At 58.1% G+C, this 26,040-nt stretch carries 29 protein-coding genes, 1 tRNA gene and 1 pseudogene; 5 read left to right on the top strand and 26 right to left on the bottom strand.

Translation table 11 applies throughout. The features are described from left to right. Position 1: 1 nt before the first annotated feature. A complete protein-coding gene (locus O2597_RS01045) occupies positions 2-778 on the bottom strand; it encodes an MlaE family ABC transporter permease (protein WP_269522316.1) in 777 nt (258 codons plus the stop codon). A gap of 152 nt (positions 779-930) precedes the next feature. Then, positions 931-1,680, bottom strand: a complete 750-nt coding sequence (locus O2597_RS01050; RefSeq protein ID WP_269522317.1) for an IclR family transcriptional regulator — start codon at positions 1,678-1,680, stop codon at positions 931-933. A gap of 222 nt (positions 1,681-1,902) precedes the next feature. Between O2597_RS01050 and O2597_RS01055 the strand changes: the two genes are divergently transcribed. Together O2597_RS01055 and O2597_RS01060 are read left to right on the top strand one after the other, a co-directional pair. Continuing rightward, complete coding sequence (locus tag O2597_RS01055; RefSeq protein ID WP_269522318.1) at positions 1,903-2,061, top strand: hypothetical protein; 159 nt, start codon at positions 1,903-1,905, stop codon at positions 2,059-2,061. Positions 2,062-2,066: 5 nt separating this feature from the next. Further along, positions 2,067-2,246: pseudogene (locus O2597_RS01060) on the top strand (transposase); the annotation flags it as partial. 175 nt (positions 2,247-2,421) lie between these two features. Here the strand turns inward: O2597_RS01060 and O2597_RS01065 are convergent. The 6 genes from O2597_RS01065 to O2597_RS01090 all read right to left on the bottom strand — a co-directional run bounded on the left by O2597_RS01065 (position 2,422) and on the right by O2597_RS01090 (position 5,768). Continuing rightward, positions 2,422-2,496 (bottom strand) — tRNA-Gly (locus O2597_RS01065). 60 nt (positions 2,497-2,556) lie between these two features. After that, a complete protein-coding gene (gene recR / locus O2597_RS01070; RefSeq protein ID WP_269522319.1) occupies positions 2,557-3,153 on the bottom strand; it encodes a recombination mediator RecR in 597 nt (198 codons plus the stop codon). A gap of 16 nt (positions 3,154-3,169) precedes the next feature. After that, the gene (locus O2597_RS01075) at positions 3,170-3,481 is read right to left on the bottom strand and encodes a YbaB/EbfC family nucleoid-associated protein (RefSeq protein ID WP_269522320.1); all 312 of its coding nucleotides are present in this window, start codon (positions 3,479-3,481) and stop codon (positions 3,170-3,172) included. Positions 3,482-3,688: 207 nt separating this feature from the next. Further along, on the bottom strand, positions 3,689-4,216 hold the full coding sequence (locus O2597_RS01080; RefSeq protein ID WP_269522321.1) for an FHA domain-containing protein: 528 nt from the start codon (positions 4,214-4,216) through the stop codon (positions 3,689-3,691). Between the two features lie 119 nt (positions 4,217-4,335). Beyond that, positions 4,336-4,788: a CBS domain-containing protein gene (locus O2597_RS01085; RefSeq protein ID WP_269522322.1), complete on the bottom strand. Its 453-nt coding sequence runs from the start codon at positions 4,786-4,788 to the stop codon at positions 4,336-4,338. A 59-nt stretch (positions 4,789-4,847) separates the two neighbouring features. Further along, entirely contained in the window at positions 4,848-5,768 is a 921-nt protein-coding gene (locus tag O2597_RS01090) for an NAD-dependent epimerase/dehydratase family protein (protein ID WP_269522323.1), read from the bottom strand. Between the two features lie 59 nt (positions 5,769-5,827). On the opposite strand from O2597_RS01090, the gene hemF reads away from it, so the two are divergent. Genes hemF through hemG form a run of 3 tightly spaced genes read left to right on the top strand, consistent with a single transcriptional unit; the run spans position 5,828 to position 9,161 of the window. Then, the gene (gene hemF / locus O2597_RS01095) at positions 5,828-6,742 is read left to right on the top strand and encodes an oxygen-dependent coproporphyrinogen oxidase (RefSeq protein ID WP_269522324.1); all 915 of its coding nucleotides are present in this window, start codon (positions 5,828-5,830) and stop codon (positions 6,740-6,742) included. A gap of 42 nt (positions 6,743-6,784) precedes the next feature. Further along, positions 6,785-7,816: a uroporphyrinogen decarboxylase gene (gene hemE, locus O2597_RS01100; protein ID WP_269522325.1), complete on the top strand. Its 1,032-nt coding sequence runs from the start codon at positions 6,785-6,787 to the stop codon at positions 7,814-7,816. Continuing rightward, a complete protein-coding gene (gene hemG / locus O2597_RS01105) occupies positions 7,809-9,161 on the top strand; it encodes a protoporphyrinogen oxidase (protein WP_269522326.1) in 1,353 nt (450 codons plus the stop codon). Before hemE ends, hemG begins: the two co-directional genes overlap by 8 nt. Here hemG and lpxB read toward each other — a convergent pair. The 18 genes from lpxB to O2597_RS01195 all read right to left on the bottom strand — a co-directional run bounded on the left by lpxB (position 9,158) and on the right by O2597_RS01195 (position 26,030). Further along, positions 9,158-10,336, bottom strand: a complete 1,179-nt coding sequence (gene lpxB, locus O2597_RS01110; RefSeq protein WP_269522327.1) for a lipid-A-disaccharide synthase — start codon at positions 10,334-10,336, stop codon at positions 9,158-9,160. The two genes, hemG and lpxB, sit on opposite strands and share 4 nt — an antisense overlap. A gap of 6 nt (positions 10,337-10,342) precedes the next feature. Continuing rightward, entirely contained in the window at positions 10,343-11,131 is a 789-nt protein-coding gene (locus tag O2597_RS01115) for a glycerophosphodiester phosphodiesterase (RefSeq protein WP_269522328.1), read from the bottom strand. A 50-nt stretch (positions 11,132-11,181) separates the two neighbouring features. After that, positions 11,182-12,111 (bottom strand): Gfo/Idh/MocA family oxidoreductase, encoded by a 930-nt coding sequence (locus O2597_RS01120; RefSeq protein ID WP_269522329.1) that lies wholly within the window; start codon positions 12,109-12,111, stop codon positions 11,182-11,184. A gap of 84 nt (positions 12,112-12,195) precedes the next feature. Further along, a complete protein-coding gene (locus O2597_RS01125) occupies positions 12,196-13,479 on the bottom strand; it encodes a sulfate adenylyltransferase subunit 1 (protein ID WP_269522330.1) in 1,284 nt (427 codons plus the stop codon). Positions 13,480-13,540: 61 nt separating this feature from the next. Next, positions 13,541-14,455: a sulfate adenylyltransferase subunit CysD gene (cysD, locus tag O2597_RS01130; protein ID WP_269522331.1), complete on the bottom strand. Its 915-nt coding sequence runs from the start codon at positions 14,453-14,455 to the stop codon at positions 13,541-13,543. Between the two features lie 27 nt (positions 14,456-14,482). Next, positions 14,483-15,103: an adenylyl-sulfate kinase gene (gene cysC, locus O2597_RS01135; RefSeq protein ID WP_269522332.1), complete on the bottom strand. Its 621-nt coding sequence runs from the start codon at positions 15,101-15,103 to the stop codon at positions 14,483-14,485. Between the two features lie 116 nt (positions 15,104-15,219). Next, on the bottom strand, positions 15,220-16,863 hold the full coding sequence (locus tag O2597_RS01140; protein WP_269522333.1) for a TIGR03790 family protein: 1,644 nt from the start codon (positions 16,861-16,863) through the stop codon (positions 15,220-15,222). A 2-nt stretch (positions 16,864-16,865) separates the two neighbouring features. Continuing rightward, positions 16,866-17,849, bottom strand: a complete 984-nt coding sequence (locus O2597_RS01145; RefSeq protein ID WP_269522334.1) for an N-acetylmuramoyl-L-alanine amidase family protein — start codon at positions 17,847-17,849, stop codon at positions 16,866-16,868. 48 nt (positions 17,850-17,897) lie between these two features. Then, a complete protein-coding gene (infC, locus tag O2597_RS01150; RefSeq protein ID WP_269522335.1) occupies positions 17,898-18,557 on the bottom strand; it encodes a translation initiation factor IF-3 in 660 nt (219 codons plus the stop codon). 194 nt (positions 18,558-18,751) lie between these two features. Continuing rightward, on the bottom strand, positions 18,752-19,129 hold the full coding sequence (locus O2597_RS01155; protein WP_269522336.1) for a HesB/IscA family protein: 378 nt from the start codon (positions 19,127-19,129) through the stop codon (positions 18,752-18,754). Between the two features lie 58 nt (positions 19,130-19,187). Continuing rightward, the gene (gene pdxA, locus O2597_RS01160) at positions 19,188-20,114 is read right to left on the bottom strand and encodes a 4-hydroxythreonine-4-phosphate dehydrogenase PdxA (protein ID WP_269522337.1); all 927 of its coding nucleotides are present in this window, start codon (positions 20,112-20,114) and stop codon (positions 19,188-19,190) included. Positions 20,115-20,127: 13 nt separating this feature from the next. After that, the gene (lpxA, locus tag O2597_RS01165) at positions 20,128-20,922 is read right to left on the bottom strand and encodes an acyl-ACP--UDP-N-acetylglucosamine O-acyltransferase (protein ID WP_269522338.1); all 795 of its coding nucleotides are present in this window, start codon (positions 20,920-20,922) and stop codon (positions 20,128-20,130) included. Positions 20,923-20,987: 65 nt separating this feature from the next. Continuing rightward, the gene (locus O2597_RS01170; RefSeq protein ID WP_269522339.1) at positions 20,988-22,313 is read right to left on the bottom strand and encodes a B12-binding domain-containing radical SAM protein; all 1,326 of its coding nucleotides are present in this window, start codon (positions 22,311-22,313) and stop codon (positions 20,988-20,990) included. Next, complete coding sequence (locus O2597_RS01175; RefSeq protein ID WP_269522340.1) at positions 22,310-22,687, bottom strand: hypothetical protein; 378 nt, start codon at positions 22,685-22,687, stop codon at positions 22,310-22,312. The genes O2597_RS01170 and O2597_RS01175 overlap by 4 nt, the downstream gene beginning before the upstream one ends. 175 nt (positions 22,688-22,862) lie before the next feature. After that, positions 22,863-23,480 carry a hypothetical protein gene (locus tag O2597_RS01180; RefSeq protein ID WP_269522341.1) on the bottom strand — a complete coding sequence of 206 codons (618 nt, stop codon included), beginning with the start codon at positions 23,478-23,480 and terminating at the stop codon, positions 22,863-22,865. 652 nt (positions 23,481-24,132) lie between these two features. Continuing rightward, positions 24,133-24,528: a type II toxin-antitoxin system VapC family toxin gene (locus O2597_RS01185; RefSeq protein ID WP_269522342.1), complete on the bottom strand. Its 396-nt coding sequence runs from the start codon at positions 24,526-24,528 to the stop codon at positions 24,133-24,135. Next, positions 24,522-24,794, bottom strand: coding sequence for a type II toxin-antitoxin system Phd/YefM family antitoxin (locus O2597_RS01190; RefSeq protein ID WP_269522343.1), 273 nt, complete (start codon positions 24,792-24,794; stop codon positions 24,522-24,524). The genes O2597_RS01185 and O2597_RS01190 overlap by 7 nt, the downstream gene beginning before the upstream one ends. A 36-nt stretch (positions 24,795-24,830) precedes the next feature. Beyond that, positions 24,831-26,030, bottom strand: coding sequence for a DUF2851 family protein (locus tag O2597_RS01195; RefSeq protein WP_269522344.1), 1,200 nt, complete (start codon positions 26,028-26,030; stop codon positions 24,831-24,833). Positions 26,031-26,040 lie beyond the last annotated feature (10 nt).

Raw genomic sequence — 26,040 nt, forward strand, 5'->3', positions numbered from 1 at the left:
CTTACAGCAGGAAGGAGGTGATTAAATAGTCGGCCCCGAGCACGGTCACGCTGGACCAGACAACCGCCCGGGTGGCGGATTCGCTGACCCCGCGCACGCCGGGGAAGGACGCCTTACGGTGGGTATTGAAGCCCCTGTAGGCACAAATGCAGATGGTCAGCAGGCCGAAAACCAGCGCCTTGATGAAGCCGCCCCGCACGTCCGCCCAGACCACACTGTCCCGCACCCCGTTCCAGTAAACCCCGGCATCGACGTTCAACAGCACGGAACCGGTCAAGTAGCCTCCGAGAACCCCGATCAGGTCGAAGGCGGAGGTGAGTATGGGAAAGCAGATCAAAGCCGCCAAAAGACGCGGCCCCACCAAGTAGCCATGCGGATTGATGCCCATCGTGCGCAAGGCGTCGATTTGCTCGTCATTGCGCTGGATCCCGAGCTCCGAAGCCAGGGCAGAGCCCGCCTGCCCGACAATCATCAGGGCGGTCAGAACCGGCCCCAGCTCGCGGATCAGCGATAGCGCCACCGCCGTGCCCAAGGCGCCTTCCGCGCCGAACTTCACCATTGTGTAATACAGTTGCAGGCCCATGACCAGCCCCGTAAACAAGCCGACAATCAACACAATGGTCAGGCAGCGAATCCCGATCTCGTGGACGGACACCGCCAGCTTGGAAAGACGGTGCGGCTGCACAAAAAAGCCACGGATCGCCATAAGCCCGAAGAGAGTGATCTCCCCGAGTTCATGAACTGCGCTCAGCGCGGTGCGTCCGGTACGTTGAATCATGGTGAGCAATAAAGTGTTCGCAAATCCCTGTCTTCAAACAGTGAACCGAGCACCTTGCAACCTTCCGCTGAGACTTTCACACTTCATTTAAAATGGTAATCCGCCCCAAAACCCCGAACCGCCACGATTCCTCCTGGCAGATGCCAACTTCTTTAGCTCTCCGCATCCAGACAAGTTCTCATCGTCACTGCGGCTTGCCTTAAGCGCTCCGTGATTTCCGGAACATCGTCTTCAAACTGCTCCGGCCAACCCACGACAGTCACGGATGCGATCGTATCCGAAGTCAGGTTGATCGGAACAGACAGTGCATAAATCGACGGGTGCTGCACACCGAAGTCCCGACAGATTGAATCCTTGCGGCACTCCTCGATTCGCTTCCAAACATCCTCAACCGTTTGGCGTCCCCACACTTCAGCCGGCGCGCTGTGTATGACTTGTTTGACCCTTGTGTCATCCAAGGTGGAAAGCAGCACGCCCGCCGCCGATCCTATCGTCAAATGGAAACGATAGCCCACTTGACTGGTGATTGCGTTGGGAGCATCCGGATCCGCCCGCAGCGCGGTGACCGCGTAGTGACCTTCCCGCAAAGTCACCTTCGCGGATAGGTTCAATTCCTGAGCCAGTTTCTGCAGCGGCACCTGGATCAGGCCCAGTGCATGTTCGATCTCCGAATACGAGCGGGCGACATGGGCCAGACCAAATGCGATGCGTAAGCCGCCTGCTGGATCCTGTCGCAACCAGTTCTGCTCCAGCATGCTCCGCACCATACGATAGCAGGACGCCGGCGGCACCTCCAGTGCATAGGAGAGCTCTTTGACCGTCACAGGACTTGTACGCTCGGCGATGAATTGGACAATCGCGATGGCCTTGCTAACAGCAGGATTCGTTGGTGAACTGGGCATCCCAACAGTATCATATATGATAATTTATTTATCAATATTATTTTAACCCAGATTCAATGCGACGAGGAAAAGATGGAGAACTACGAGCGTTACTACGAAAAAATAGGAGACTACTACGCACGTGTCCACCTAGATCCAAAGCGTCCGGACCGGTATCCCATCGTCGGCGGCTTATAATCGCCGCTCATTCCCCGATCGCCCGAATAGCAGAACCCTTGCTTCATGAAAATGCCGGCCGACATGACCTCCATCTGGGACCTTGCCCAGCTCGTCATCGGACTGATCAGCTGCGGCGTGGTCGGCCTCTTTTTCCTCGGCCTCTTTACGAAGCGCGCCAACGAGCTCGGAGCCAATATGACTAGTCCCCAACCTTTGGTGTAGACCCGAAAACCCTCGCACACTCACTTGAACAGTGGATCGAGCCCATTGCACTGATGTGGCGCTTCTCAAAAAACAACGCCATCACGGAAGGCTTCCATCGAAAGATGAAACTTATACAGCGAAGAGCCTATGGCTTCAGAAACTTTAACAACTACAGACTCAGAGTCATCGCTCTGTGCGGTTGAACCACGACACCACTAATAATCAAAATATGCCTTGTCCCCAATCTTTGGTGTAGACCCGAAGCACTCAACAAATCGTACCCAAACGCCCGTGCGTCGCCTTGCAGGCTATGCAGGGCATGCTCGCTAGCTTCAATCTCCACATGGCGGAGCCATGCGTAGCTCGAAGAGCGAAGCATGGTGCGGGTGGAGGGAGTCGAACCCTCGTCTCAACCTTGGGAAGGTCACATAATAGCCGTTATACGACACCCGCGTGGAAAGTAAGAAAGCTAATGCGGAAAGCAGGGGACTCGTCAACTGACAAAATCGGGAACTATTCGTAGCTGCGGCGGCCTTCGAGCGCGCTGCGCAGGGTGATGGAGTCGGCATAGCTGACGCCTCCGCCGCTGGGGATGCCGAACCCGATCCGTGTGACGCGGATGGGACGCTCGCCGACCAGTTCCTCCTGAATGTAGTGGCAGGTGGCCTGCCCTTCGATATCGTTGGAGAGTGCGAGCACGAATTCGCTGACGCTGCCGGACTCGATACGTTCGCGGAGTGCCTCGAAATTAAGATCCTGCGGCCCCACCCCATGAATGGGCGACAGTTTGCCATGCAGGACATGATAGGTCCCGGACCAAGCCGAGGAGCGCTCGATCGCAGCCAGATCCGAAACATGCTCCACGACACAGACCTGCGAATCGTCCCGGCGCGCATCCTCGCAGACCTCACAAAGCTCGCCCTCCGACAAGTTGCCGCAACGCTGACAACGCCCGACCGTCTCCCGAGCCAACTGCAAGGAGTCGATGAGTTCGTCCAGTGCCTCCGGCTTCTCCACCAGCAAGTGCATGGCGATCCGTTCGGCGGAACGAAAACCGAGCCCAGGCAGCCGCTTGAGCTTCTCCAGCAGGTGTTCGAAGGCAGGCGTCACGCAACAAGCGCTAAAATTACATCAGGCCGGGAAAGCCGCCCATGCCACCGGTCAGGGCAGACATGGCCTCTTCGCTTTCATCCTTGGCCTTTTGAGCCGCTTCCTGGATTGCTCCGAGAAGGGTCTCCTCCACAAATTCAGCGTCCTCCTTGAGGAATTCCGGATCGATCTTCAATCCCTTGAATTCACCTTGGCCGGTGATCTGGATCTCGACCGCACCGCCGCCGCTGGAAACCTCGAATACGCGTTCTGCCAGCTCGTCCTGGATCGCCTGCATTTGCTTCTGCATCTTCTGAGCTTGCTTCAATAGTTTGCCTACACCTGCCATATTGTAATTCCTTTTCTCTGGGTTATGGGATAAAAAGCAGAGAGTCCACGGGCAGACATATCCGAGTCAAGACGGAAGCCAGAGAAAAGTCATGCGAGCGGCCGATTCCGGCACAATACGGGGCTAGAACGAGTCGAAATGCCCCAGCATGGGAGGCAACACCAGACCGGAGCAGACAGAAAACGCCTCGCAGGGGAAAACAAGTGGCTAGGCCGCTTCGACCGTAATCTTAAACCGGAAGTTGGAACGCTCCGGACCGGGTATGAGCTCATGCTCTCCGGGCTCCAGGCAAATCTCTTTCTGCCCAGACTTTCCACCCAGCACAGTCCCGTCGACATAGGTGCCGAAACGACTGTCCAAATCCTGCAACCAAACACCGTCCTCGCGAACCTCAAGCTGACAGTGCCGCTTGGACACCGTATAAGGCTCCATCTGTGAGATCAGGTAGGCATCCTTGTCTCCGGGTTGCAGTTCGGCAATCGAACCGCGGCGGCCAATGAGCAGAGATTCATCATTCAATTGGCGCTTTTTGAGCAAAGTCTGACGTTTCGCCTTCTCAGAAATGGGCTCGATCCAAACCTGAAACGATTGATCTTGAGTAAGCGGAGCTTCGACCAAGCGCCGATCCGGCTGGCCTCCATCCACTTGCGCAGACTCGGTCGCCACACTCAAACGGGACAGCTTAAACAAGCGCCCTAAAGCCGACCCGATACTAACGTCATTACCAATATACATTAATATCTAAGGTGCAGGGATCGTAACAAATTGCACCTAGATATTGCACAAATACGCGCTTTTTCACATCTGCGTTACAAATACAGATGCCTCACCCGCCAGCCGATAGACCAAAGACCCTAGCCCGGATACTCGGAGAACACGTACTTGCGTAGATTATCCACCTCGACCTCATTCGCCAGAAGCAGCCAGCGGGTCACATCCCCGATAGAAATCATACCGAGCAAACGGCCATTTTCCAGAACCGGCAAATGTCGCACGCGCCGATCCGTCATCAACTGCATGGCATCCTCGACCGGAGTATCCTTTGTAATCGACTTGAAATGAGCCGTCATGACATCACGGACGATGGTTTTCGCCGGGTCCCGCTGTTCGGAGACGACTCGAACCAGCACATCCCGCTCGGTAAAGATACCGACCACTTGCTGGTCGCGCTTGACCAACACGGAACCGACGCGGGCCTGATTCATGGCCGCCACGGCAGCCGCCACGGTACAATCCTCATTCACTGAGAAGACCGAGGATGATTTTTCTTTGAGGATTTGGGTAACGGTAACTTTTAGAAGAGACATGAGCATAAGCTAAGCCGCCCGCCCGACATTAGCAATACAACTTTCACACATTACCAATTCTAATCTTCAAACAAGGCAGTATAACCCGCCTGGAAATCCGGAAAATGGGGAGCCCAATTCAGGGCCTGCCGGATTTTACCATTCGCAATCACACGATCCGGCATACGCCCACCCCGTCGCGCCAGGCGAGGAGAAACCTGCGAGGGGTCAAAGACAGGGGCCGCAACACCCAATTGATCGGCCAGCCAGGCCATGACAGTCGCTTTGTGTGCAGGCATGTCATCCGAAAGATTGTAAATACCGCTGGGAGCCGGGGCATCCACCGCAAGCAGGCGGACCATCACCTCGACGATATCATGGAGGTGTATTATGTTGAGCGTGTAGTCCCCCCGGCCCGGGATCACCGCTCCCGCACGCACTTGGTCGAGTAAATGATGACGACCCGGCCCATAGATCCCGGACAGTCGCAAGATGTAGTGCCGGTCCATGCCCGCCGAAGCGTTGACCAGAAGCCGCTCCGCCTCCAGCAGCAACTGCCCGCCCGGCCCCGCAGCTGAGGTGTCGGCATCCTCCGAAACAAGCCCTCCCTCCTGAGGGTAGACCGAAGTGCTGCTGGTATAGAGATAGCGGGACAGTCGGCGTTTTCCCGCCCAATCAAGGATGGCTTGTTGCCCGTCGATGTAGGACTTCCGGTAGCCTTCCAATCCATTTCCGGCAGAGCTGACACAGTTGACCACCGCCGGCCAATCCCCTTCCAGTTTCGTAGCCCATTCAGTCGAGTCCAAATCGCCGGTGATCACCGGATCCAGCCCCAGGGCACTCAGTTCGTCCGCAGTTTCGGCATTACGTGTGAGTGCCCCGACACGAACGCCCTCCCTCAACAATCGACAGGCCAAGGCGCGCCCCACGTAGCCACAGCCAAAGATCATCACCGCCTCTGGCAGCCTTCGACTTGAATCCGATTCATGCATGGGCTCCATTCAATTCACGATTCTATGACTTGTGCCGGATCGCAAGCTGATACAACATCTTACCGACTATGACCCAAGCCTCTCCAGAAAAAGTCCGCACCTACCTATTGGACTTGCAGGATACTATCTGCCAAGCACTTGCAGACGAAGACGGGGACCAGACTTTCCTTGAGGACAGCTGGACGCGGAGTGAGGGCGGCGGGGGCCGCTCCCGGGTCATGGAAGGCGGTGCGATCTTCGAAAAAGCAGGCATCAATTTCTCCGATGTACACGGCAAGGGACTCCCCCCCTCCGCCACGGCAACGCGACCGCAACTGGCCGGCGCGCCGTTCCGCGCCATGGGGGTTTCACTGGTCGTGCACCCGACCAATCCGCACATCCCCACCACACACATGAACGTGCGGTTCTTTCACGCAGAGCCCGACGAAGGCGCTCCCGTCTGGTGGTTCGGCGGGGGCTTCGACCTCACGCCCTACTACGGGAAGCGGGAAGATGCGGTCCATTGGCACAAAACAGCCAAAGCCGCCTGTGATCCCTTCGGACAAGCGCTCTACCCCCGTTTCAAAGAAACCTGTGACCGGTATTTCTACCTCCCCCATCGCAACGAGCCACGCGGGATCGGGGGGATCTTCTTCGATGACTTCAATGAAGGAGGCTTTGACCACTCCTTCGCCTTCATGAGCTCAGTCGGCGATCATTTCCTGCCCGCGTACCGTCCGATTGTGAGCCGACGGAAAAACAGCCCTTACACGGAAGCCGAGCGCGAGTTCCAGCTCTACCGCCGCGGCCGCTATGTCGAGTTCAACCTGGTCTATGACCGCGGCACCATTTTCGGCCTGCAATCCAAAGGCCGGACCGAGTCCATCCTGATGTCCCTGCCCCCCCTCGTCCGTTGGGACTACAACCGGCATCCGGAACCGGGCAGCCCGGAAGCGAAGCTCTACGAGTACTTCCTTCAGCCCCGGGACTGGGCGTCCGAATAGCCGAAAACTTTCCCTCACCATATACATCCGCTTCACGCATACATGACACCAAGAGAACGTTTCCTCGCAACCGCCCGTTGCCAACCCGTCGACCGCCCTCCGGTCTGGCTCATGCGCCAGGCAGGCCGCTACTTGCCTGAGTACCGGGAGTTAAAAGCCCAACATGATTTTGTCACCATGGTCCGCACGCCGGAACTGGCCGCGGAAGTCACACTGCAACCGCTCCGGCGCTTTCCCCTGGATGCCGCCATCATCTTTTCCGACATCCTGGTCATCCCCGAAGCGCTCGGACAAGGCTATCACTTCCGGGACCAGGGCGGCATCGGGATGGACTACCTGCTCGACAGCCGCGAAAAAATCGAAGCCCTGGACGCCGGCAAGGTGACGGAGAAACTGGCTTACGTGGGCGATGCGCTACGTCTCACCCGCCGTCAACTGGGCGACGACACCGCCCTGCTCGGGTTTTGTGGCTCCCCTTGGACGCTCGCCTGCTACATGGTCGAGGGCGGATCGGCCAAGGACTTTATCGCGATCAAGAAGCTGGCCTGGAGCGAACCGGAGCTCTTCGAAGCCCTGCTACAGAAACTGACCGACGGCATCGTCGAATACCTGCACATGCAGATCGACGCCGGTGCCGATGCGCTGCAGATCTTCGACTCCTGGGGCGCCATCTGTCCGGCCATCCATTACGACGCCTGGTCCCTGCGCTGGATCCACCACATTATCCATGAGTTGAAAGGCCGGGTCCCCGTGATCCTTTACGCCAAGGGCATGGGCCATAAAAGCGCCGACCTGATCCGGACCGGCGCCTCGATCATCAGCCTGGATTGGACCATCAACATGCGTCGGATCCGGAAATCACTGGGACACAGCGTAGCCGTCCAGGGCAACCTGGACCCCATCACCTTGACCACGACTCCGGAGACGGTACGCCGTGAAGCCGAACGCCTGCTGGAGGATGCCGGCAAGGAACCGGGCTTTATTTTCAACCTGGGGCACGGGATGGTGCCCAGCGCACGCATCGAGTGCGTCGAAGCCCTCATGGAAGTTATCACGGGACGAAAGAATGCCTGACACCTGCATCATCGGCGCCGGGATCACCGGTCTGGCCACCGCCTGGCAACTCCAACGCGGGGGGCACGAAAGCTTGGTACTGGAAAGTGCCGAGCGGGTCGGCGGCGCCATGCAAACGGAATGCCGCGGAGGCTACCTGGCCGAGGAAGGCCCCAACTCCATCCTGCTCAATTCCGCCGAGATCGAATCCTTCTTCGAGAGCGTCCCCGGCCTAAGTGAACAGATCATCGAGGCGCGCCCGGAAGCAAACAAACGCTACATCGTCCGCAGTGGCCAACCGCATGCGGTGCCCATGAATCCCCTGTCCGCAATCACCACCCCCTTGTGGTCCTTTGCCGGCAAATTGCGCGTCCTCAAGGAACCCTTCGTCCGCGCAGCGGAGGACGAGGACGAGGACGAGGAAAGCGTGGCGGAGTTCGTACGCCGGCGCCTCGGGGACGAACTGTACCGCTACGCCATCAACCCGCTTGTCGGCGGCATTTACGCCGGTGATCCCGAACTGCTCTCGCTGCGCCATGGCTTCCCCAAGCTGTACGCCCTCGAACAAGAATACGGCGGCCTGATCCGAGGCGCCCTCGGCAAGATGCGGGCCGCCCGGAAATCCGGAACCAAGTTCAGGAAGCGCATGATCAGTTTCAAGGACGGCATGCACGCACTACCCGCGACCATCGCCCGGGCCCTCGGACCGGCAGTACAGACCGGCGTATCCATCGAATCCATACGACAGGAAAGCGGGGGCTGGGCCGTCCGTTGGACAACAAGTGCGGGCGAATCCCGGCATGCCGCCTTCAAACAGATCATCCTCACGGTACCGGCGCACCGTCTAAGCGATCTCCCGCTGGAGAGCGAGCGCCAGCATGAGCTCGAACTGCTCAAGAGCATCGACTACCCGCCAGTCTCCGTACTCAGCCTCGGCTATCCGCGCGCTCAGGTGAAACATCCGCTCGACGGTTTCGGAGCTCTGGTACCGGAATGCGAAGGCCGCAAGGTCCTCGGCGTCCTCTTTCCTTCCAGCCTGTTCGAAGGGCGCGCCCCCAAAGGACAGGTACTGCTGACAGTATTTATCGGAGGCGAACGCCAACCGGACTGCGCCACACCCCACACCGAGGCACTGATGGGAATGGTACAGTCCGAACTCGAGGCCCTGCTCGGCGTGTCGGGCTACCCCGGTTTCGTGCACCACAAGCACTGGCCCAAAGCGATCCCCCAATACAAGCTCGGCTACGGGCAATACCTAAAGACCATCGAAGACATCGAAGCCGCCCACCCCGGACTGCATCTGGCGGGCAACTACCGCACCGGCATCTCCCTGAGCTATTGCCTGGAGGCGGCGATCGCCCATTAAAGCTCTTTAAGCAACCACTCCGCCGCACTGGCCCGGCTATCCGGTTGCAGGATTTCGCGAAGCTGGCGCGCCCCTTCCCTCGCCTCGGCCACCACCGAAGCGTCCGACTCGATGCGCAGGATGGCCCCCGCAAGCGCTTCCGGGGTCGCCGCACCCTGTAGGAATTCCGGATGCAGGGGGCGTTCGAGCAGGAGATTGGAGATGCCCAAATACGGAACCTGCATGATCATGCGCCCCAGCCAATACGTCATCGGGTGCAAGCGATAAGTAATGGCTCCGGGAATGCCGGACATCGCAACCGAAAGGGACATGGTTCCCGAACTCATCAGCACGCCGCTGGCCGGCATGGTTTGTTCCTCATTCGGCACGAGCTCGATCCGATCCCGAAGGTCGGCCTCATGCTCAAGGCAGGCTTCCAGAATCTCACGGATGGCTGCGGTCGGGTAAATGACCCGGGCCGAAAGCCCTGGCTTGGATTGCAGCGCCTGCCGGAACCCGCTCAACAGCATCGGAAAAATCCGCTCCACCGCCGCACGGCGACTGCCCGGAAGGAGCAGGACCGGCGCCGTTGCGTCATAAGTGAACGGCGGCTGGTAATCCTGCCTCACAAAGGGGTGGCCAACAAATTCAACCGGCAGATCCGTGTCCTTGTAGCAATCGACCTCGAATGGGAAAATGACTCCCAGGCGGTCGAGGGCCTTGGCCATCTTGAAACGACGACCGGCTTTCCAAGCCCAAATTTGGGGGCCGATGTAGTAGCTCACGGCGATCGCCCCGCCCCCTTTCCGGCTCAGGCCGCGACGGCGCAGCTCCTCAGCCAGACGCAGATTGAATCCCGGGTAATCGACAAAACAAATGTGCTTGGGACGGTATTGCGCGATCCAGTCCAGTGTCCGCTGGAAGAGCCCCTTGAAGAAGCCGTAATGCTTGATCACCTCGAAGAGTCCGACAATGGAAACCGCAGTCAGATCATACAGGAGTTGGGCACCCGCCGCCTGCAGTTCGACGCCCCCCAAACAGGCCACCTTTAGATCCGGTCGCCGCTGTTTCATATCCCTCAGGACCTCGGCAGCATGCTCATCGCCCGAGTGCTCCCCGGCAACAATCAGCAGGTCCACCCCTCCTCCATCAACGGGGGCATCAAAGGGATCTGGAACTGTTAATTTTTCCGACATGACACACTACAGGCTTTTGCCGTCCGAACCGTGGACCGGCACATTCGCGTCGAGCGCATGGCGGATCAGGTCCGGTTTGTTCGTGGTAATACTCTGAGCCCCCCGCCGTAACATTTCCATGGCCCATGCGGGATCATCCACGGTCCAGACATGAAAGCCGTAACCCTTCTTGCGGACCGCCGCCGCAAACTTAGGCAACATCAAGGGGTGCGCCTTCACACTGATATCGTCGCACCGGGCATCTTCCGCCGCGGCAAAGATCTTCGCCATACTCGGTTTCAAACGAATGCCCGCACGCTTAAAGTTGACCAGTAAACCGGTCCGAAGTTCGGGAGCCCCGGCTTTGACCGCCTTCAAGACTTCCGGATAGAAGGAAATGATGAAGATCTGTGCAGCGGGTACGTCGGACTGTTCCAGCTCCGCCAGTAAATACGGAACGATACGCACATCCGACTTGAGTTCGATGTAGAGCAGCTTGCCTTCGGGAACCGAGGCGAGCACCTCGCTCAAAAGGGGGATTCGTGCCGGACCGGCATCCTGTACCCCCTCCCGCGTAATCAATTCGATCGCCTGCAATGCCTGCCAGGTCACTTCCGCCACCGTCAGGCTGGTTCGTGACACGCGCTCCGTGGTCGCATCATGGATGCAGACGATTTCGTTGTCAGCCGTCAGATGGACATCCACCTCAACGGCATCAGCCCCGACCTGCCAGGCAAGCCGCACCGCCGCCATCGAATTTTCCGGCGCGTATGCGGACGCACCACGATGCGCAACAATTTGGACCTCAGCAGACATAAGAAGCGGAAAGAGGAGGCAGCCAACTAGGATTCTCCAGCGCATACAGGCTAGCCCCGCCCGTGGATCAGCTCTGAAATCTGGATGGCGAGTTCAAGGGCAGACTTGCCAAGTTCGGCACCCACCTTGGGCTGACCGGTTTCGCGAACCACCTGGGCAAAGGATTCCAGCTCCAATTTCAAGGGTTCGTCCTTCTCGATCGGGATCTCCTCCCGCACAAGCTCGTGGCCTTCCTTGCGGAGGAAGTGCCCGGCCTGGTTCATAAAGTCGAGGGACAGGTAGTTGGCCGGCTGGAAGACCCGGATCTCACGCACCTTTTTCATGCTCACCCGGCTGGTGTTGATATTGGCCACACAACCACTCTCAAAGGTAATCCGGGCGTTGGCGATATCCTCGCTCCCCGACAGCACCTTCACACCCACGGCTTCGACCGACTTAACAGGTGAGCGGACGAGGGCGAGAATCACCCCGAGATCATGGATCATGAGGTCGAGTACCACGCCGACCTCGGTCCCGCGCGGGTTGAAGGGTGCCAGACGGTCCGCAGTGATGAACTGGGGAGCCGTCACAGCGCTTTCCAGATAGCCCATGACCGGGTTGTAATGCTCGATATGCCCCACCTGGACGATACGACCGGCGGCTTTGGCCGCGGTCAGGATTTTTTCGGCTTCTTCCAGGCTGGTGCACAGCGGCTTCTCGATCAGGAGGTGGCAACCGCCCTGGAGCAGCGGCACCGCCACCTCGCAGTGCTTGTCCGTAGGGACCACCACACTGACCGCATCGCAGGCCTCGGCCAGCGCTTCAAGCGTCTCAAAGCGGCGGCAATTGTACAAACCGCAGATTTCCGCGGCGCGTGCGTCATCGGCCTCGACGATACCGACGAGTTCGGTGCTTTCCAGCGCAGCATAGATGCGGGCGTGGTGTTGGCCGAGATACCCCGTACCAACCACACCACAACGAATCTTGGAGTCTTCAGACATGATGGGATAGGTTGAAAATTGCTAGTTGTAAGCTGATTGGCCGGATGTTCAACCAACAAGCTTCAACGCACAACACCCAACTCCCTAAATAATCATGCCGGCGGCCACCGTTTCGTTGGTCTGCTCGTCGATCAGGATGAAGCTGCCGGAGATCCGGTTCTTCTTGTAGCTGTCCGCGATCAGCGGGGCCGAAGTCCGCAGGGAAATACGTCCGATGTCATTGAGGCTGAAGACCAAGTCGTCCTCGATCTTGTGCAGGGTGTTGATGTTCACCTTGTAGCGCACCTCCGTGACGATCGCCTTCACCTCCTTGGTGGTGTGGCGCAGGATGTACTTGCCGCGTCCGGCCAGCTTCTTGGTCGCGGAGAACCAGCAGATCATGGCCTCGATATCCTGGCGCGGGGCCGGCGGATTGTTCGGCTTCACCAGCATGTCGCCACGGGAGATATCGATCTCGTCGTTCAGGGTCACCGCCACGGACATGGGAGAGAAGGCTTCCTCCAGCTCTCCTTCCATGGAGTGAATCGCCTTGATCGTGGTTTCAAAACCGGAGGGCAGCACCTGCACAGCGTCGCCCGGCTTGAAGACACCGCCGGCCACACGCCCGGCAAAGCCACGGAAATCATGCCACTTGTCGGAGTGCGGACGGATCACCCACTGGACCGGAAGGCGGGCGTCCACGTGGTTGGCGTCGGCACCGATATACACGGTCTCGAGGTGGTAAAGGAGGGTCGGCCCCTGGTACCAGGGCATCTTATCGGACTTGTCGACAATGTTGTCCCCCAACAGGGCACTGGCCGGGATGAAGGTCACTTCCACGATGTTATCGAGACGGGAAGCGAACTTCTTGAAGTCCTGGATGATGGAATTGTAGATCTCCTCACTCCAGTCGACCAGGTCCATCTTGTTGATGCAGACCACGATGTGCTGGATGCGCAGCAGGTTGGCGATGAATGCGTGACGGCAGGTTTGCTCGATCACGCCCTTGCGCGCGTCCACCAAGAGGATGGCAAGGTTGGCCGTGGAGGCGCCGGTCACCATGTTCCGGGTGTACTGGATGTGCCCCGGGGTATCCGCGATGATGAACTTGCGCTTCGGTGTCGCAAAATACCGGTAAGCCACGTCGATCGTGATCCCCTGCTCCCGCTCGGAACGAAGCCCGTCGGTGAGAAGGGCAAGGTTGACGTGTTCGTCGCCGCGCGACTTGGAGCTGCGCTCGACGGCTTCCAGCTGGTCTTCAAAGATCGCCTTTGAATCGTAAAGGAGACGGCCAATCAGGGTGCTCTTGCCGTCGTCCACGGACCCGGCCGTGGTGAAACGCAAGAGGTCCATGTCGAGATAGCCTGCTGCTGATTTTACTTCGCTCATTTTAGTAAAGTGTAAAGGTGTGAAAGTGGGAAGGTTTGAAGGTGAAACGTCCGTGCTTGGCTTAGAAATAACCTTCCTTCTTGCGGTCTTCCATGGCGGTTTCGGAACGCTTGTCGTCGGCACGTGTGCCGCGCTCGGTCTGGCGGGCGGCGGCGACTTCAGCGATGATGTCGTCCAAGCTGCTGGCCGTCGACAAGGCCGCGCCCGTGCAGGTCGCGTCACCGATGGTACGGAAGCGGACGGTCATTTTTTCAACATTCTCCTTTTCCTCAGGCAGCAGTTCGATGAATTCGGACACCGCCATGACCACACCGTTACGGACAAAGCAGTCACGCTCGTGGGAGAAATAGAGGTTTGGCAGGTCGATCTCCTCCAGCTTGATGTACTGCCAGATGTCCATTTCCGTCCAGTTACTCAAGGGGAAGACACGGAAGTGCTCCCCATGGTGCTTGCGGCCGTTGAAAATATTCCAGAGCTCGGGGCGCTGGTTCTTCGGGTCCCATTGGCCGAAGGCATCACGGTGCGAGAAGAAGCGCTCCTTGGCACGGGCCTTTTCCTCGTCACGACGGCCACCGCCCAGGGCGGCGTCGTATTGGCCTTCTTCAAGACCTTCCAGCAAGGCCACCGTCTGCAGGCCGTTACGGCTGGCATAGGGACCGGTCTCCTCGACCACCTTGCCCTCGTCGATTGCCTTCTGCACGGAAGCCACCACAAGCTCGGCCCCCAAATCTTCCACGAAGCGATCACGGTATTCCATGGTTTCGGGGAAATTGTGGCCTGTATCCACGTGCATCAGCGGAAACGGCAGTCTAGCCGGCCAGAAGGCCTTTTTCGCCAAGTGTGCCATGACGATCGAATCCTTGCCGCCGGAGAAGAGCAGCACCGGCTTCTCGAACTGGGCCGCGGTTTCGCGCAGGATATAAATCGCCTCGGACTCAAGCTGCTTGAGGTGGGTGATGGTGTAGTCTTGATGCATGATCTTTGTATCAGAAAGGGAATAAAACTAAGCTTGGGAGTCGGATTGGATAAGCGGCAGCACCTGATCAAGCAAGGCTTGAAGGGATTCAGCTTCACTTTGCCGATCCGTGTCGATCACCCAGTCCACGGAACCGGCTTCCGGTTCCTCAAAGGACGAGTCCTTGCCGGTGAAATGCTTGACCCCGCCGGCCGCCGCCTTGGCGTAAAGCCCTTTCACATCGCGTTTGGCGCAGGTCTCGAAGTCCGCCTTTACATAAACCGGGGTAAAATCAGCCGAACCAACGATGTCGGATGCCAATTCCCGAAGTTCCCGCTTCGGCGTGATAAAGGAAGTAAACACAACATGCCCGCTGTCGAGGAAGAGACGGGCCACTTCCGAAATGCGACGGATGTTCTCCCAGCGGTCTTCGTCTGAAAAACCGAGGTCGCGGTTCAAGCGGCTGCGGATATTGTCGCCATCCAGAATCTTGGTCACGAACCCGCGCTCGACCAGCTTCCGCTCCAGGGCATTGGCCAAGGTGCTCTTGCCCGAACCGGACAGTCCGTAGAACCAGAAAACATGACCGCGCTGCTTCAGTTGGGCCTCCTTGGCCTCACGCCCCAGCATGCGGTGGAATTCGGTGTGAATGTTCTCAGGTGTGCTCACAGGAAAAAGATTTAGGCGATAGCGTTTTTTGAAAAGATTGCACGGTTTTTGTTTATTTTAGGTTTTTGAGTCAAGAACCTAAAATAAACTTTCCAGCTTTCCGCAAGCGCAGGGCATCACTTTTTGGCCGGCGGTTGCTTGAGTTGGCTGGCTTCCAGGCTCCAGCGGGAAACCGAACTCAACTGTCCCGCATTTTGTGCGACTTTGGCGCCCCCTTCCAAGAGGGAAATCTTCAAAGGTTTGCCCAAGCCCTTCTGCGAGAGCAGGTTCTCATACAGCTGGAAGGCCAACTCGCTCTCCCCGTGACGATTCAGGAAGTTGGCAATTTTCTGGACCAGCACATATTCATCGGGCGAGAACGTACTGATATAGCGAACCACTTTAAGCGCCTCCACACCCTTTTCGGGGCTCCCTGCGGCATCATAGAGAGCCGCCAGCCGATAAGCCAGGGCAAGCGAAGGAAAGCGTATAAACTGGCTGCGGGCATACTGAAGCGCCGCCGCCTCCCCCTCCTTCGCCTTCAGGCGATTGATTTCGCGTAGCACCGCGTACGAGGCGTAAGGACCTTCATCTTCCTCAAGCTGCGCTTCAAGCCCCACCTTGAAGGGCCGGTAAAGCGGATCCCCGATGGCAACCCCCTCCCAACTGAGCACCGGAATACTATAGAGAACCGCCTCCCCGAAAGGCCGGCCTTCAAGCAACATTTCCAGCACCATCTGCGGGCGGTGCGTCAGTTCGAGATAGGGTTCGTACACATTGCCGAAGGTCGCACAATAGCCTTGGGCGACAAAGGGGCCCAGCCAGGCTTTGCTTTCCGAGCGCACCGTGGTCGCCGAGAAACTGTGCAGGTGAAATGCGATCGCCCCCGGAGGCACCCCCCAGCGTCGAGCACGCCACAGCCCAAAGGCATGCGCACGGTACCAGCCCATGTAGATGGCCGGGGCATCGTAGCGGTCCTGAATGCCCATCGGTCGCTTCGAAGTCTCGAAATCACAATCAAAATACGCGGCCTTGGCCAGATCGCCGGCCGCACTCAACCACTCGTCCCCTTTGGCGTGCGGTCCCCCCAGATCGAAATAGGCCCGGCCTACCAGTCCTTTTTCTTCCGCCTCGAGCGTCCGGTCAATCAGCGAGAGCACCTGAGCCACCGTCGGACCGTCAAGACGGCAGACCCGGAGAACCCGTGCGGCGTCCGGCCCCGTGGGCAAGCGCTTCTCGAATAAGGGATTGGGAATAAAGCCGGTCACCGGCAGCCCGGGAGGCCCCGCCAGCAGGCAGAGCTCACTGTCGACCGCAGCACGGTTGTGTTTAAACTGGGCCGGGAGATTGGCGGGAGCATCTCCCATCTGCTCGGGGTCGTCCTGAATGCGCAAGGGCAGGCCCCGCGTCATCACCAGATAGCTGATATGATGGACCGCGACCGACATCTGCTCACGCCCGAAACGATCCTTGCCGGACTGCTTGACGCCGGTGATCCACTCCTTCGCCAACAGGGCATTGAGGAGCGGGTTGTGAATGGTTTCAACGTACTCCGCCAGGCTGATGGTTTCCTCCGTCGAGGTCGACAGCTCGATAATATTGGCCGTTGGGATCCCGCGTTTTGCCACATAGTAGTCCGCGATCTGACGGGATCCGGGCTCATTCGTATTCACCACGACCACCACATTGGCGGCATCGGGATCGATCGCAGCGGTGGCACGGAAGCCGCCCGGCGAAAAAATTAAGAGCAGGCAAAGAAAACAAATGCGTTGTATCACCATAATCAGGGTAGCCGTTCCAGTCGTTGACCGTAGGCGACTATGCCCTTGGAAAGGCTGCGTGCAAGCGTTTCCCTGTATTCCGTCGTCCGCATCTGTTGAGCCGTGGCGGCATTGGAAAGGAACCCGAGTTCGACCAAAACCCCGGGACATTGCAGATCCTTGAGCACCGCAAACCGGGCACGCTTGAAGCCCCGGTCCGGACCTCCCAGCGAGGTAACCAGGCTGCGCTGCACATGATAGGCCAGCAAACTGTTCCACGGATCCTGGCCGTTGCCGGCCCAGCGTTTCGAATCTTCCGAGCTCGTCCCGCTCACATTCGTGGAGGTCTGGAACTGGGGAGTCATGGCGTAGGTTTCAAAACCCGCAGCATCCGGATTACCCGCCGAATTGAAATGGATACTGATGAACAGATCCGCGTCCTTGAAGTTGGCGTAGGCGGAGCGGCGCGGCAATTCGACAAACTTGTCGCTGCTCCGGGTCAGGACGACTTCATAGCCGGACAGCTCGAGCAGACGTTTCAAGCGGACTGCCACGTCCAGCGTCAGGTACTTTTCCTTCAAACCGTAGGCACTGTTGTGGGCTCCCTCGTCCCGGCCACCATGGCCCGCATCGATGACGATACGCTTCAAGCCGGGCGCGCTCCCGAAAACCTGGGGTGTCAGGACAGGCTGCAGACTGTTACGGTAGTCCGTCTCCGCCAGAAACAGAGCCTTGCCGGATTGCACCGGCACGGCACCGAGGTGCACAGGCAGCCCATTGATCTTGAGGATGCTGAGCTTGTTGTCGGCATCGATGGTCGTCCATTGACTGTGCAACCGGTAGGTCCGCGCATCTTTCAGCCAATAGCTCTGCATGCCCAGAGAATGGGCAATCGTGGCCAGGTCAATGTAGCGCTTCCCGTTGCGCTCCAAACTGCGGGCCGACAGAGAACCGAACGCAAGTACCAGCGCCAGCGGAATCAAACAAAGCGGGTGTCCGACGGACACGAGACGAGCCCTTAACAGCTTGAAAAGCCCGTCCCGCATCGAAGTGGATCAATCGTTGTGCTCTTCGTCGTCGAAATCGTCGTGATCATCATCTTCATGATCATCGTCATCATCGAAGTCGTCTTCATCGCGATTGAACTTCAACTTACGCTTCTGCACCGGCAAGGGCGAGAGAATCGCGGTCACCTGGCGGCCGACCAGCTTCGGTTCGGAATCAAGCGATGCCACTCCCAGCAATTCATCTGCGGCGGTCTGCACACGGACGAATCCCAGTTCACGGTGTTCGTTTTCACGCCCCCGGAACTGCAGCGTCAATTTCACCTTGTTCCCCTGGTAGAGGAATTTCTCGGCCCGGCGAAGCTTGGTTTCGAAATCGTGCTGATCAATCGAGACCCGGAATTTCACTTCCTTCAACTTCGCGTTGTGCTGCTTCTGGTCTTTCTGCTTCTTGCTTTCCTCATAGAGGTACTTGCCGAAGTCCAGGATACGGCAAACGGGGGGTCTGGCAGAGGGCGAGACTTCGATCAGGTCGAGACCAACTTTCTGGGCCAACTCCAGCGCCTTCTTGGGCGGCATGACGCCCAGATTGGTGCCTTCGGGGCCGATCACACGCACTTCCGATGCGCGGATCCGATCATTCCTTCTTAAACCTTTCGGTCCACGGTTGCGGTCGAAACGTCGACCACGAGAGTTCGGGTATCTTGCCATTAATACGTAGTATCGAGCGATTTCTTGTATAAGGATCCTCGATGGAAACCACTGCACAGGCGCGGACGGCTCCATGCCGTCTCTAAACGTTCACCAGTTACAGTCATAGTGTGGGTTGAATTGCCATACAAGAAAGCCCAAGGTGTAAAACTTTGCGCTCGCATTTCAAATCCTTTTTCAAGGAACCCGCAAACTCAGATAGAGAAGCTTTCGCCGCAACTGCAGCTGGACTTGGCATTCGGATTCGAAAACTTGAAGCCGCCGCCCACCATCTTGTCGGAATAATCCAGGATGGTGCCGCGCAAATAAAGCGCGCTTTTCGAATCCACCAACACGCGGGCACCGGATGAAGCCACCAGAATATCTCCGCGCTTGGGACCGCTCACAAATTTCATTTTATAGCTGAGACCATTGCAGCCGCCCCCGGTAATTTTAATCCGGAGGTACTCGCCTTTCTGCTCGCGCTCGATCAGGGCGCCCAGCTTTCGCCCGGCCGGTTCCGTGACCGCAACCAGCTTTTCATTCCCCAAACGCACGCCTTCCGGCAAATCGACTTCAAGATCTGTCACCATAAATCAGGGACTAAGGAAAGTGGATTCCGCAAAGATTCAATCCCGAAGGCGCAATCCTTCAAGAAAGGGCGGCCGCCAGCCGGATCGAGGCAATCATACTGTCCGGGTTCGCCGCCCCTTTGCCCGCAAGATCGAAGGCCGTGCCGTGGTCCGGGCTCGTGCGAACATAGCGCAGCCCCAGCGTCACGTTGACGGCCGCATCAAACTCCAGGGTTTTGACCGCGGCCAAGGCCTGGTCGTGGTAGGCACCGACGACCACATCGAATTCGCCTCTTACCTGGCGAAAGAACACCGTATCGCCGGGCAGGCAACGGGAGAGCCCCGGCATGGTTTCACGCAGCCGGTCCAGACAGGGATCAAGCACATCCCGCTCCTCCGTACCGAGGATTCCGTCCTCCCCCGCATGCGGATTCAATCCGGCCACCGCGATCCGTGGCTCCTCCACCCCGAGGGCGCGCCCCAGGTCATACGCACGGCGCACGGCAAGCTCGAGGCAATCGGCGGTCAGTGCCAGCGGCACCTCTCGCAGCGGCAGGTGCCAGGTCGCAAGGACGACTTTCAACTGCTGCCCGACAAAAGCCATGGTCGGCACACCCGCCCAGGCATCGGCAAAAAATTCGGTCTGCCCGGGAAAGCGGTAGCCCACCCGCTGCAGCCAAGACTTGCTGACCGGTCCGGTGACCACGGCACGGTAGCGGCCTTCCCGGCACCCTGCGGCCGCCGCATCCATCGCGGCCAGCGCCACCCGCGCGCCATTCTCATCCGGCTGACCGGGACTCAACTGATAAGCTTCCGGCCCGACCGCGACGAAGTCCGCCCCGGTGCGTGCGGCTACGGACGCACCCCATGCCTGCGGCCCCAACAATACACAGTTTGCCGCCAGTTCGGGCATTTTCAGGAGTGCCTGCTCCACGACCTCCGGGCCGATCCCAGCGGGATCGCCACAGGTCAGCGCCAGGGGGGCGGGTTCAATTGCATCCGTCATGGGCTGGAAAATTCTATTCGGAATCGCGCGTCGACTGGATGAACCCGCGATTGCCTCCATCAAAGAATGCGAGGAAACGCGCGCCGGCCGGCGTGGTGCCGAACTCATGCTCGCGGGCGGCTTGCTCCGCCTTCTTGCGCAGGTTGCCGCCGCCGAAAAAGACCGCCCGGTAACAGCGTTTCAAATCCGTGATTTCCCGCTGCTCGATCCCGGCACGACGCAAGCCGACCAGATTCAGGCCATGCGCTTCATTGCGCTCGGCGGCCATGACATAGGGAGGCACATCCAGCGAAATCGAGGCATTTCCCCCGACCATCACCCCCTGCCCCACCCGGCAGAACTGGTGGACGGCGGATCCGCCGCCCATAAACACACGGGTGCCGACCTGTACGTGCCCCGCCAACATGACGTTGTTGGCCAAAATCACGTCATCTCCCAGGCGGCAATCATGCGCGACATGTGCCTGCGCCATCAGAAAACACTTCGCGCCCAGCACCGTTTGCGTTCCGGCCTGGCTGGCCCGGTTGACCGTAACACCTTCACGAATCACTGTACCGTCACCAACCTTGACACCACTCTCGACCGAAGGGTCAAAGGTGATCGACTGCGGGTCCCCTCCGATCACGGCAAAGGAATCCACGCTGACCGAATCGCCCAGCACCGTCCCTTTCCGAAGGATCACATGCGCGGCAATACGACATCCGCTCCCGACCTGCACGCCTTCTTCAATCACGGCAAAAGGCCCGACTACGGTCCCCTCACCCAGCTTTGCACTCTCTGACACAATCGCTTTGGGATCAATCTCCATGCCTCCAGATAGGGACAGTAACCCCCATTAGACAAGCACGGAGCGCGACCAAATCACAAAGCGATTCAGGCAGAGCGTAGTTCACGCCGCAGCGCTTTTTGACGGAGAAAGAAGTTGCGGCGCCGGCGCTCGGTGAATTCCGCGCTATAAACGCGTTCGCTCAGTTGCACCAAACCGCGTCTCAAGTCCTCCACGCGCATCCTTGCCGGCTGGAAATTGATGTCGAACAAGGTGCAGCGGTCCCAGGCCTCAGGATGCGTCAAGCGCCCTTCGCGCTCGAGACGCTGATACAAGGGCGTCCCGGGAAAGGGCGTCATGACCGTGAGCTGTATCTCATACAGTCCGCTCCGCTCGATGAACTCCCACAAGCGGTCGAAGGATTCGACGGTCTGAGTGTCCAAGCCCAGAACGAAGCAACCGTTCACCGTCACACCCGCATCCTGGATCCGTGAAATCGCCGCAAGGTAGCTCTCCTGTCTTCGCTGTTTCCAGTTTTGCTTCAACTCCACCCCCTGCAGCTCCCGGTTGTCGGGACTTTCCAAACCAACCAGGACCTGCGCACAGCCCGCGGGCTTCAAGGCGGCCAGCAATTCGGGATCATCCGCAAGCGAAATGTCAGTTTCCGTAAACCAGCGGATCCCCAAGGGCCGAATGGCTTCGACCAGGTCGCGTCCGCGCCGCTTGTTCGCAAAGGTGTTGTCGTCGGCAAACTCGATGAAGGGCTGGTCCCAAACCGCCTGGATTGCCCGGATCTCGGCCACCACCTTGTCGATCGGCTTGGGCCGGAATCCGGGTGCAAGCCGTATCGAAGACGCACAAAACTCGCAGTTCCAGGGACAGCCCCGCTGGGTTTGGACGGTCAAGCGATTGTAACGGTCCGGATCCAGGAGATCGAAACGCGGAATCGGCGCCTCAGCCAAATCATAGAGATGCCCCCGGGCATCGTACACCGCCTTCAGACACCCCGCTTCAAGGTCTTTCATCACTTCCGGCCACAAGGGCTCCCCCTCCCCGACCACAATGGCATCCGCATGCTGAGTCGCTTCCCTCGGACAGGAAGTCACATGTAAGCCGCCGAGGATAACCTTGACTCCCGCCGCCCGGTAACGAGCCGCTAGTTCATAGGCCTCCAGAATCGTGGCCGACAAGCTCGAGATCGCCACCGCGTCAAACGGGCCTGGCAAATCCCGGCCTTTGGCCGCATCCGGTAGCTCCACATACTCGACTTCAATCGTATCCGGAGTCAACGCAGCCAAGGTCAGCAAACCCAGGCTCGGCAGCGAGGCGATCACCTTGCTCCGCTCCACGAAGCCCGGAAGGTTCACCCCGATCTCCATTAATTCGGCATCCACCACACGAATGCCACTCAGTGCCAAGAATCCCAATTTCATAAGTACCTCCATCCTGTAAACAAACTCGCAAGTGCGATCACCGATGCCAGTACCGGCACCGGAAACAAATGACGAAAACCCTTGCGCCAGGCGGTCAGCCAACAGCACAAGGGCATGCTCATCAAAGCCAGCAACCAGCCCCAGGAAGCCAGACGCCCCCAAGGCATGCCGACCGGCTGCATGGATAGACTCAAGGCGTAGAGGACGTTCAACAAGCCCATCCCGAAACAGGCGATATGCCCCAAGCGTAACATACGGCGGCGGTAGGAGCCGTAGCCTCCCAGCCACGCCTCGTCATGAAACCGCATGCCCATCCAGACACCGGACAGCACTCCGAAAACGAATCCGAGCCATCCCATCTGGAGGTTGAGCATCGGCCATATGATCCCCTCCGCATTCATCCCATCCTTACTATACGCACATTAATGAACGTTGTTCAATATTTATTTTGAACAACGTTCAGTTGTTCAGTCCTATCCGCAAAAATGCCTGGACCCCTCCACCCTTATAGCACCATGCAGGATCCGCCTTGGATTAGGACCGGATCGGCTACTGGAACAGCGACATCTGCGGCTCTTTCACCATGTCGTAGATCTTCATGATCCGCATAAGTTGGAGCAGGTCCGACTTCTGGTAGCTGTGATTGACCTCAACATTGCGCAGGAGGTTTTCGAGGATGGTACTGAAGGCGATAATGCCATCGACGCCCCGTTCCTTCAGCAGGCCGATACTTTCACTGCGCTGCGGATCGCCCGTGGGCAAGCCCGGCACAACCAGGATTTTCGTAAAGGAAGCCGTTTCCTCCACCATATCCTCCCCCACTTCCGCCGCATCGAACTGGAAATAGGCCTCGGCCTTGCTCAAGACATCCTTCTTCAGGAAGTCGAAAATGCGGGAACTACTCTTCAGCATCGCCGGAGTGAAACGGGAAGTATGCCATGCCTTGACCACCACAACCGCCCGGCGGATGGACGCCATATCGGATGAGAAAAGCTGAAAGCCCGGCTTCGGCGCATCCAAAGGCGCATTCGGATTGTAGACAACCATGTCGATCTCCTCTTCCGCCCGCTTTTTGCGCGACTGCACCTGATACTTCCTCAACTGACGGACAAAAAAGCCGTTCAGCTCGAAGTACTCCCGGACGATATTCTCATCGAAACCAGCCATAATCCCCGAGCTATAAACGATTTCCAGCTCAGGTCAATGCTGGGGAAAGGCTGGAACCACAGTTGCATCAGCCCACGAACAAACCACAGCCACCCCAATAAAACTGTACCGACAAAGCAAAACATGCCCCCACGAACCGGAAATAAGTTGAACCGTTAATGGACGTGAATGAACGTCAATTTCTAAAACTACACTCTACCTAAAAGCAATCTGATGCCTAACAACTCGACACCTCACAACGACTCTCGCATCGAACAAGCTCTCCGGCTCGGCAATGCCGCCGACTTTGCCTTGATTCCAAATCTTAGACGGGCAATCTCTGCCTATCATGCGTAGCAACCTGCCCGTTGATGGTGTTGACAGTCCTCCGCTGGAAATGCCACAACCCCACAGCCCAAAAGTTCCGGTAGTTCTTTCTCCGATGCTAACGCAGCCCAACCAATCGCCGAATGGCCAATATCAAAGGATAACGTAATAGACATAGGTCTATCGATAGTTTCGACTTGACGCTAACGCCAGAAGAAAAAGACTTTAGGAGTCTAAATTAGAATCAAGACAAAGTTAGTAACGCGAGCCTCAGACCACTGTCCGCCATGCGAACACGTCGGCGTAAGAAAGCGTTTTAAAGCCCCGCTACGGCGGGGCTTTTCTTTTACCAGACCGCCTGAACCGGCGAATGACTTTCGTGAAAAACTCGATCTTTTGTCAGCACGGGCACGTCGTAGTGCAAGGCCGTGGCGGCAAGAATACGGTCGGCGGGGTCACGGTGCGGCCAGTCCAGCTCGGCAGAACTCAACCAGATCTCATGGGTGGTTGCCTGAATCTGAAGCCAAGGCAAACGGCGAAGGAAAACGGGCCACTCACGCATTGGGCGGCTCGGTCGGAGTTGCCCGCGCAATTCCTTCAACCTGAGTTCCCAAAAGGTCACCGCATTCAGGTAATAGACTCCAGATTGTTGCTCGGCGGTATCCAGTAAGCCTTTCGCCCGTTCCGACAATTCCGGCCGCCCCTCCAACCACCAAAGCAGCGCATGCGAATCAATCACCATGGATTTCGGTCCTTCTTCTTCAAAGATTCCCAGTCACCGGCAGCTTCGGGTTTCATCAATTTCGCTTCATCCGGTATCTTAACTTCCACCCCCGAACGGTACGAGGCCAAGACAGCTGCCGTGGTGTCCGGCCGAGGGCTCACGGGACGCACCTCCAAAACCTCGCGACCGTGATCCGTCACGATCAAAGGCTCCCCACTTGCCTCGACCTCGCGAAAGTAGGCGAGCATCTTTGCCTTCAGGCGCCCTTTGGAAACGGTCTTCATACCATCTATATGACTACAGTTGTGACTATAGTCAATTTAATATGGTTTTCCCTCGCTCAGTGCCAAGCCCAAGGTCCCCTGCACCAAACCATTGGTCAGCGGCTGTTTTCGACCGATCAGTTCGGCATGCCTGAGGAAGCTACGGATCGCACCGGGCGTATCGCCCGGCCACCAGTGCCACCAATAATCGTAGAGTTCCGATTGTCCTAAGGCTTGGCCGAGCGGCAGAAAGGCGTCGACCATAAGTGTGTGAAAGCGCGTATCTCCGAACAAACCGTCAAATAGACTCCTCCGAAGTGCATCCAAGCGCCACTCCCCCATGATGCTCTGACGACAAGCGTGGGACACTGCAAGCGACTGGCGTGGGCAGTCCTCCAGAAAGTCCCGCATGCGCCGGGGCCAGTCCGGACACGCGCCAAGCAATTTGCGGTATTGCCCGATCCGCAAACGTGGATGATTGGCCGGTCGCAGACCGCTCAGCTTCCACTCATCCTTGAACACCGCGTAGAGCGCATCCACGGAACGATCGTCCGGTATCATGCCCAAGAGCCAATCCTTCAGCGGATAAGCCAGTGCCAGCTTTGACATGACCGAACGGTTCCGGCTATAACCAAGCACCTCTAGGCAATACTGATGGCAGGCCTCGGACCACCCTGCGTCCAACAGACGCTTGCGGGCAAAGGCACATTTCTGCCGCCATCGCTGCAAAGCGGCCTCACGTAAGCAGTGGCTCCTTTCGTCATGCGGCCGCTCGAGGAAGCGCGCCACCCATTCGAGTCTATCCTGCTGTTCAAGTTCCAGAAGGGCGTCGTCCATGGCATAGGACTCCAAATCACGCCTCAGCAAGGGCATCAAGTAGAGCACTTCCGGAGTCACACCGGATGCAGTCGTTGCCTGTGGTACAGGGCGGGATGACTCATTCAGGACCACATGCAAAACCACCTGATTGAACTCCGGATTCCGCTCATGCCCATGCGACCACCAGTCCTCCTCCTCAAAGTGGACCTCGACATCCCCACAGAGTGCTTCGCCTCCGAGACAGAGACGCGCCTCCTTGAAATCAGGACCCCCGAGTAGATTCCATCGGCCGGGATCCCTGACTTCCAGCAGCTTACCTGAGGCCGTCCGCATCGGCCCACTGTAGTCACCTCTCAACCAGATCTTTTGGATGACGCGCTCCGTGACCGTAAAAGGCCCATACAAGCCCTGCATCTCTTGAATCCGACAATCAAGCATAACGCTTTAT

It is taken from the genome of Coraliomargarita parva (assembly GCF_027257905.1).
GTDB classification, from domain to species: domain Bacteria; phylum Verrucomicrobiota; class Verrucomicrobiia; order Opitutales; family Coraliomargaritaceae; genus Coraliomargarita_A; species Coraliomargarita_A parva.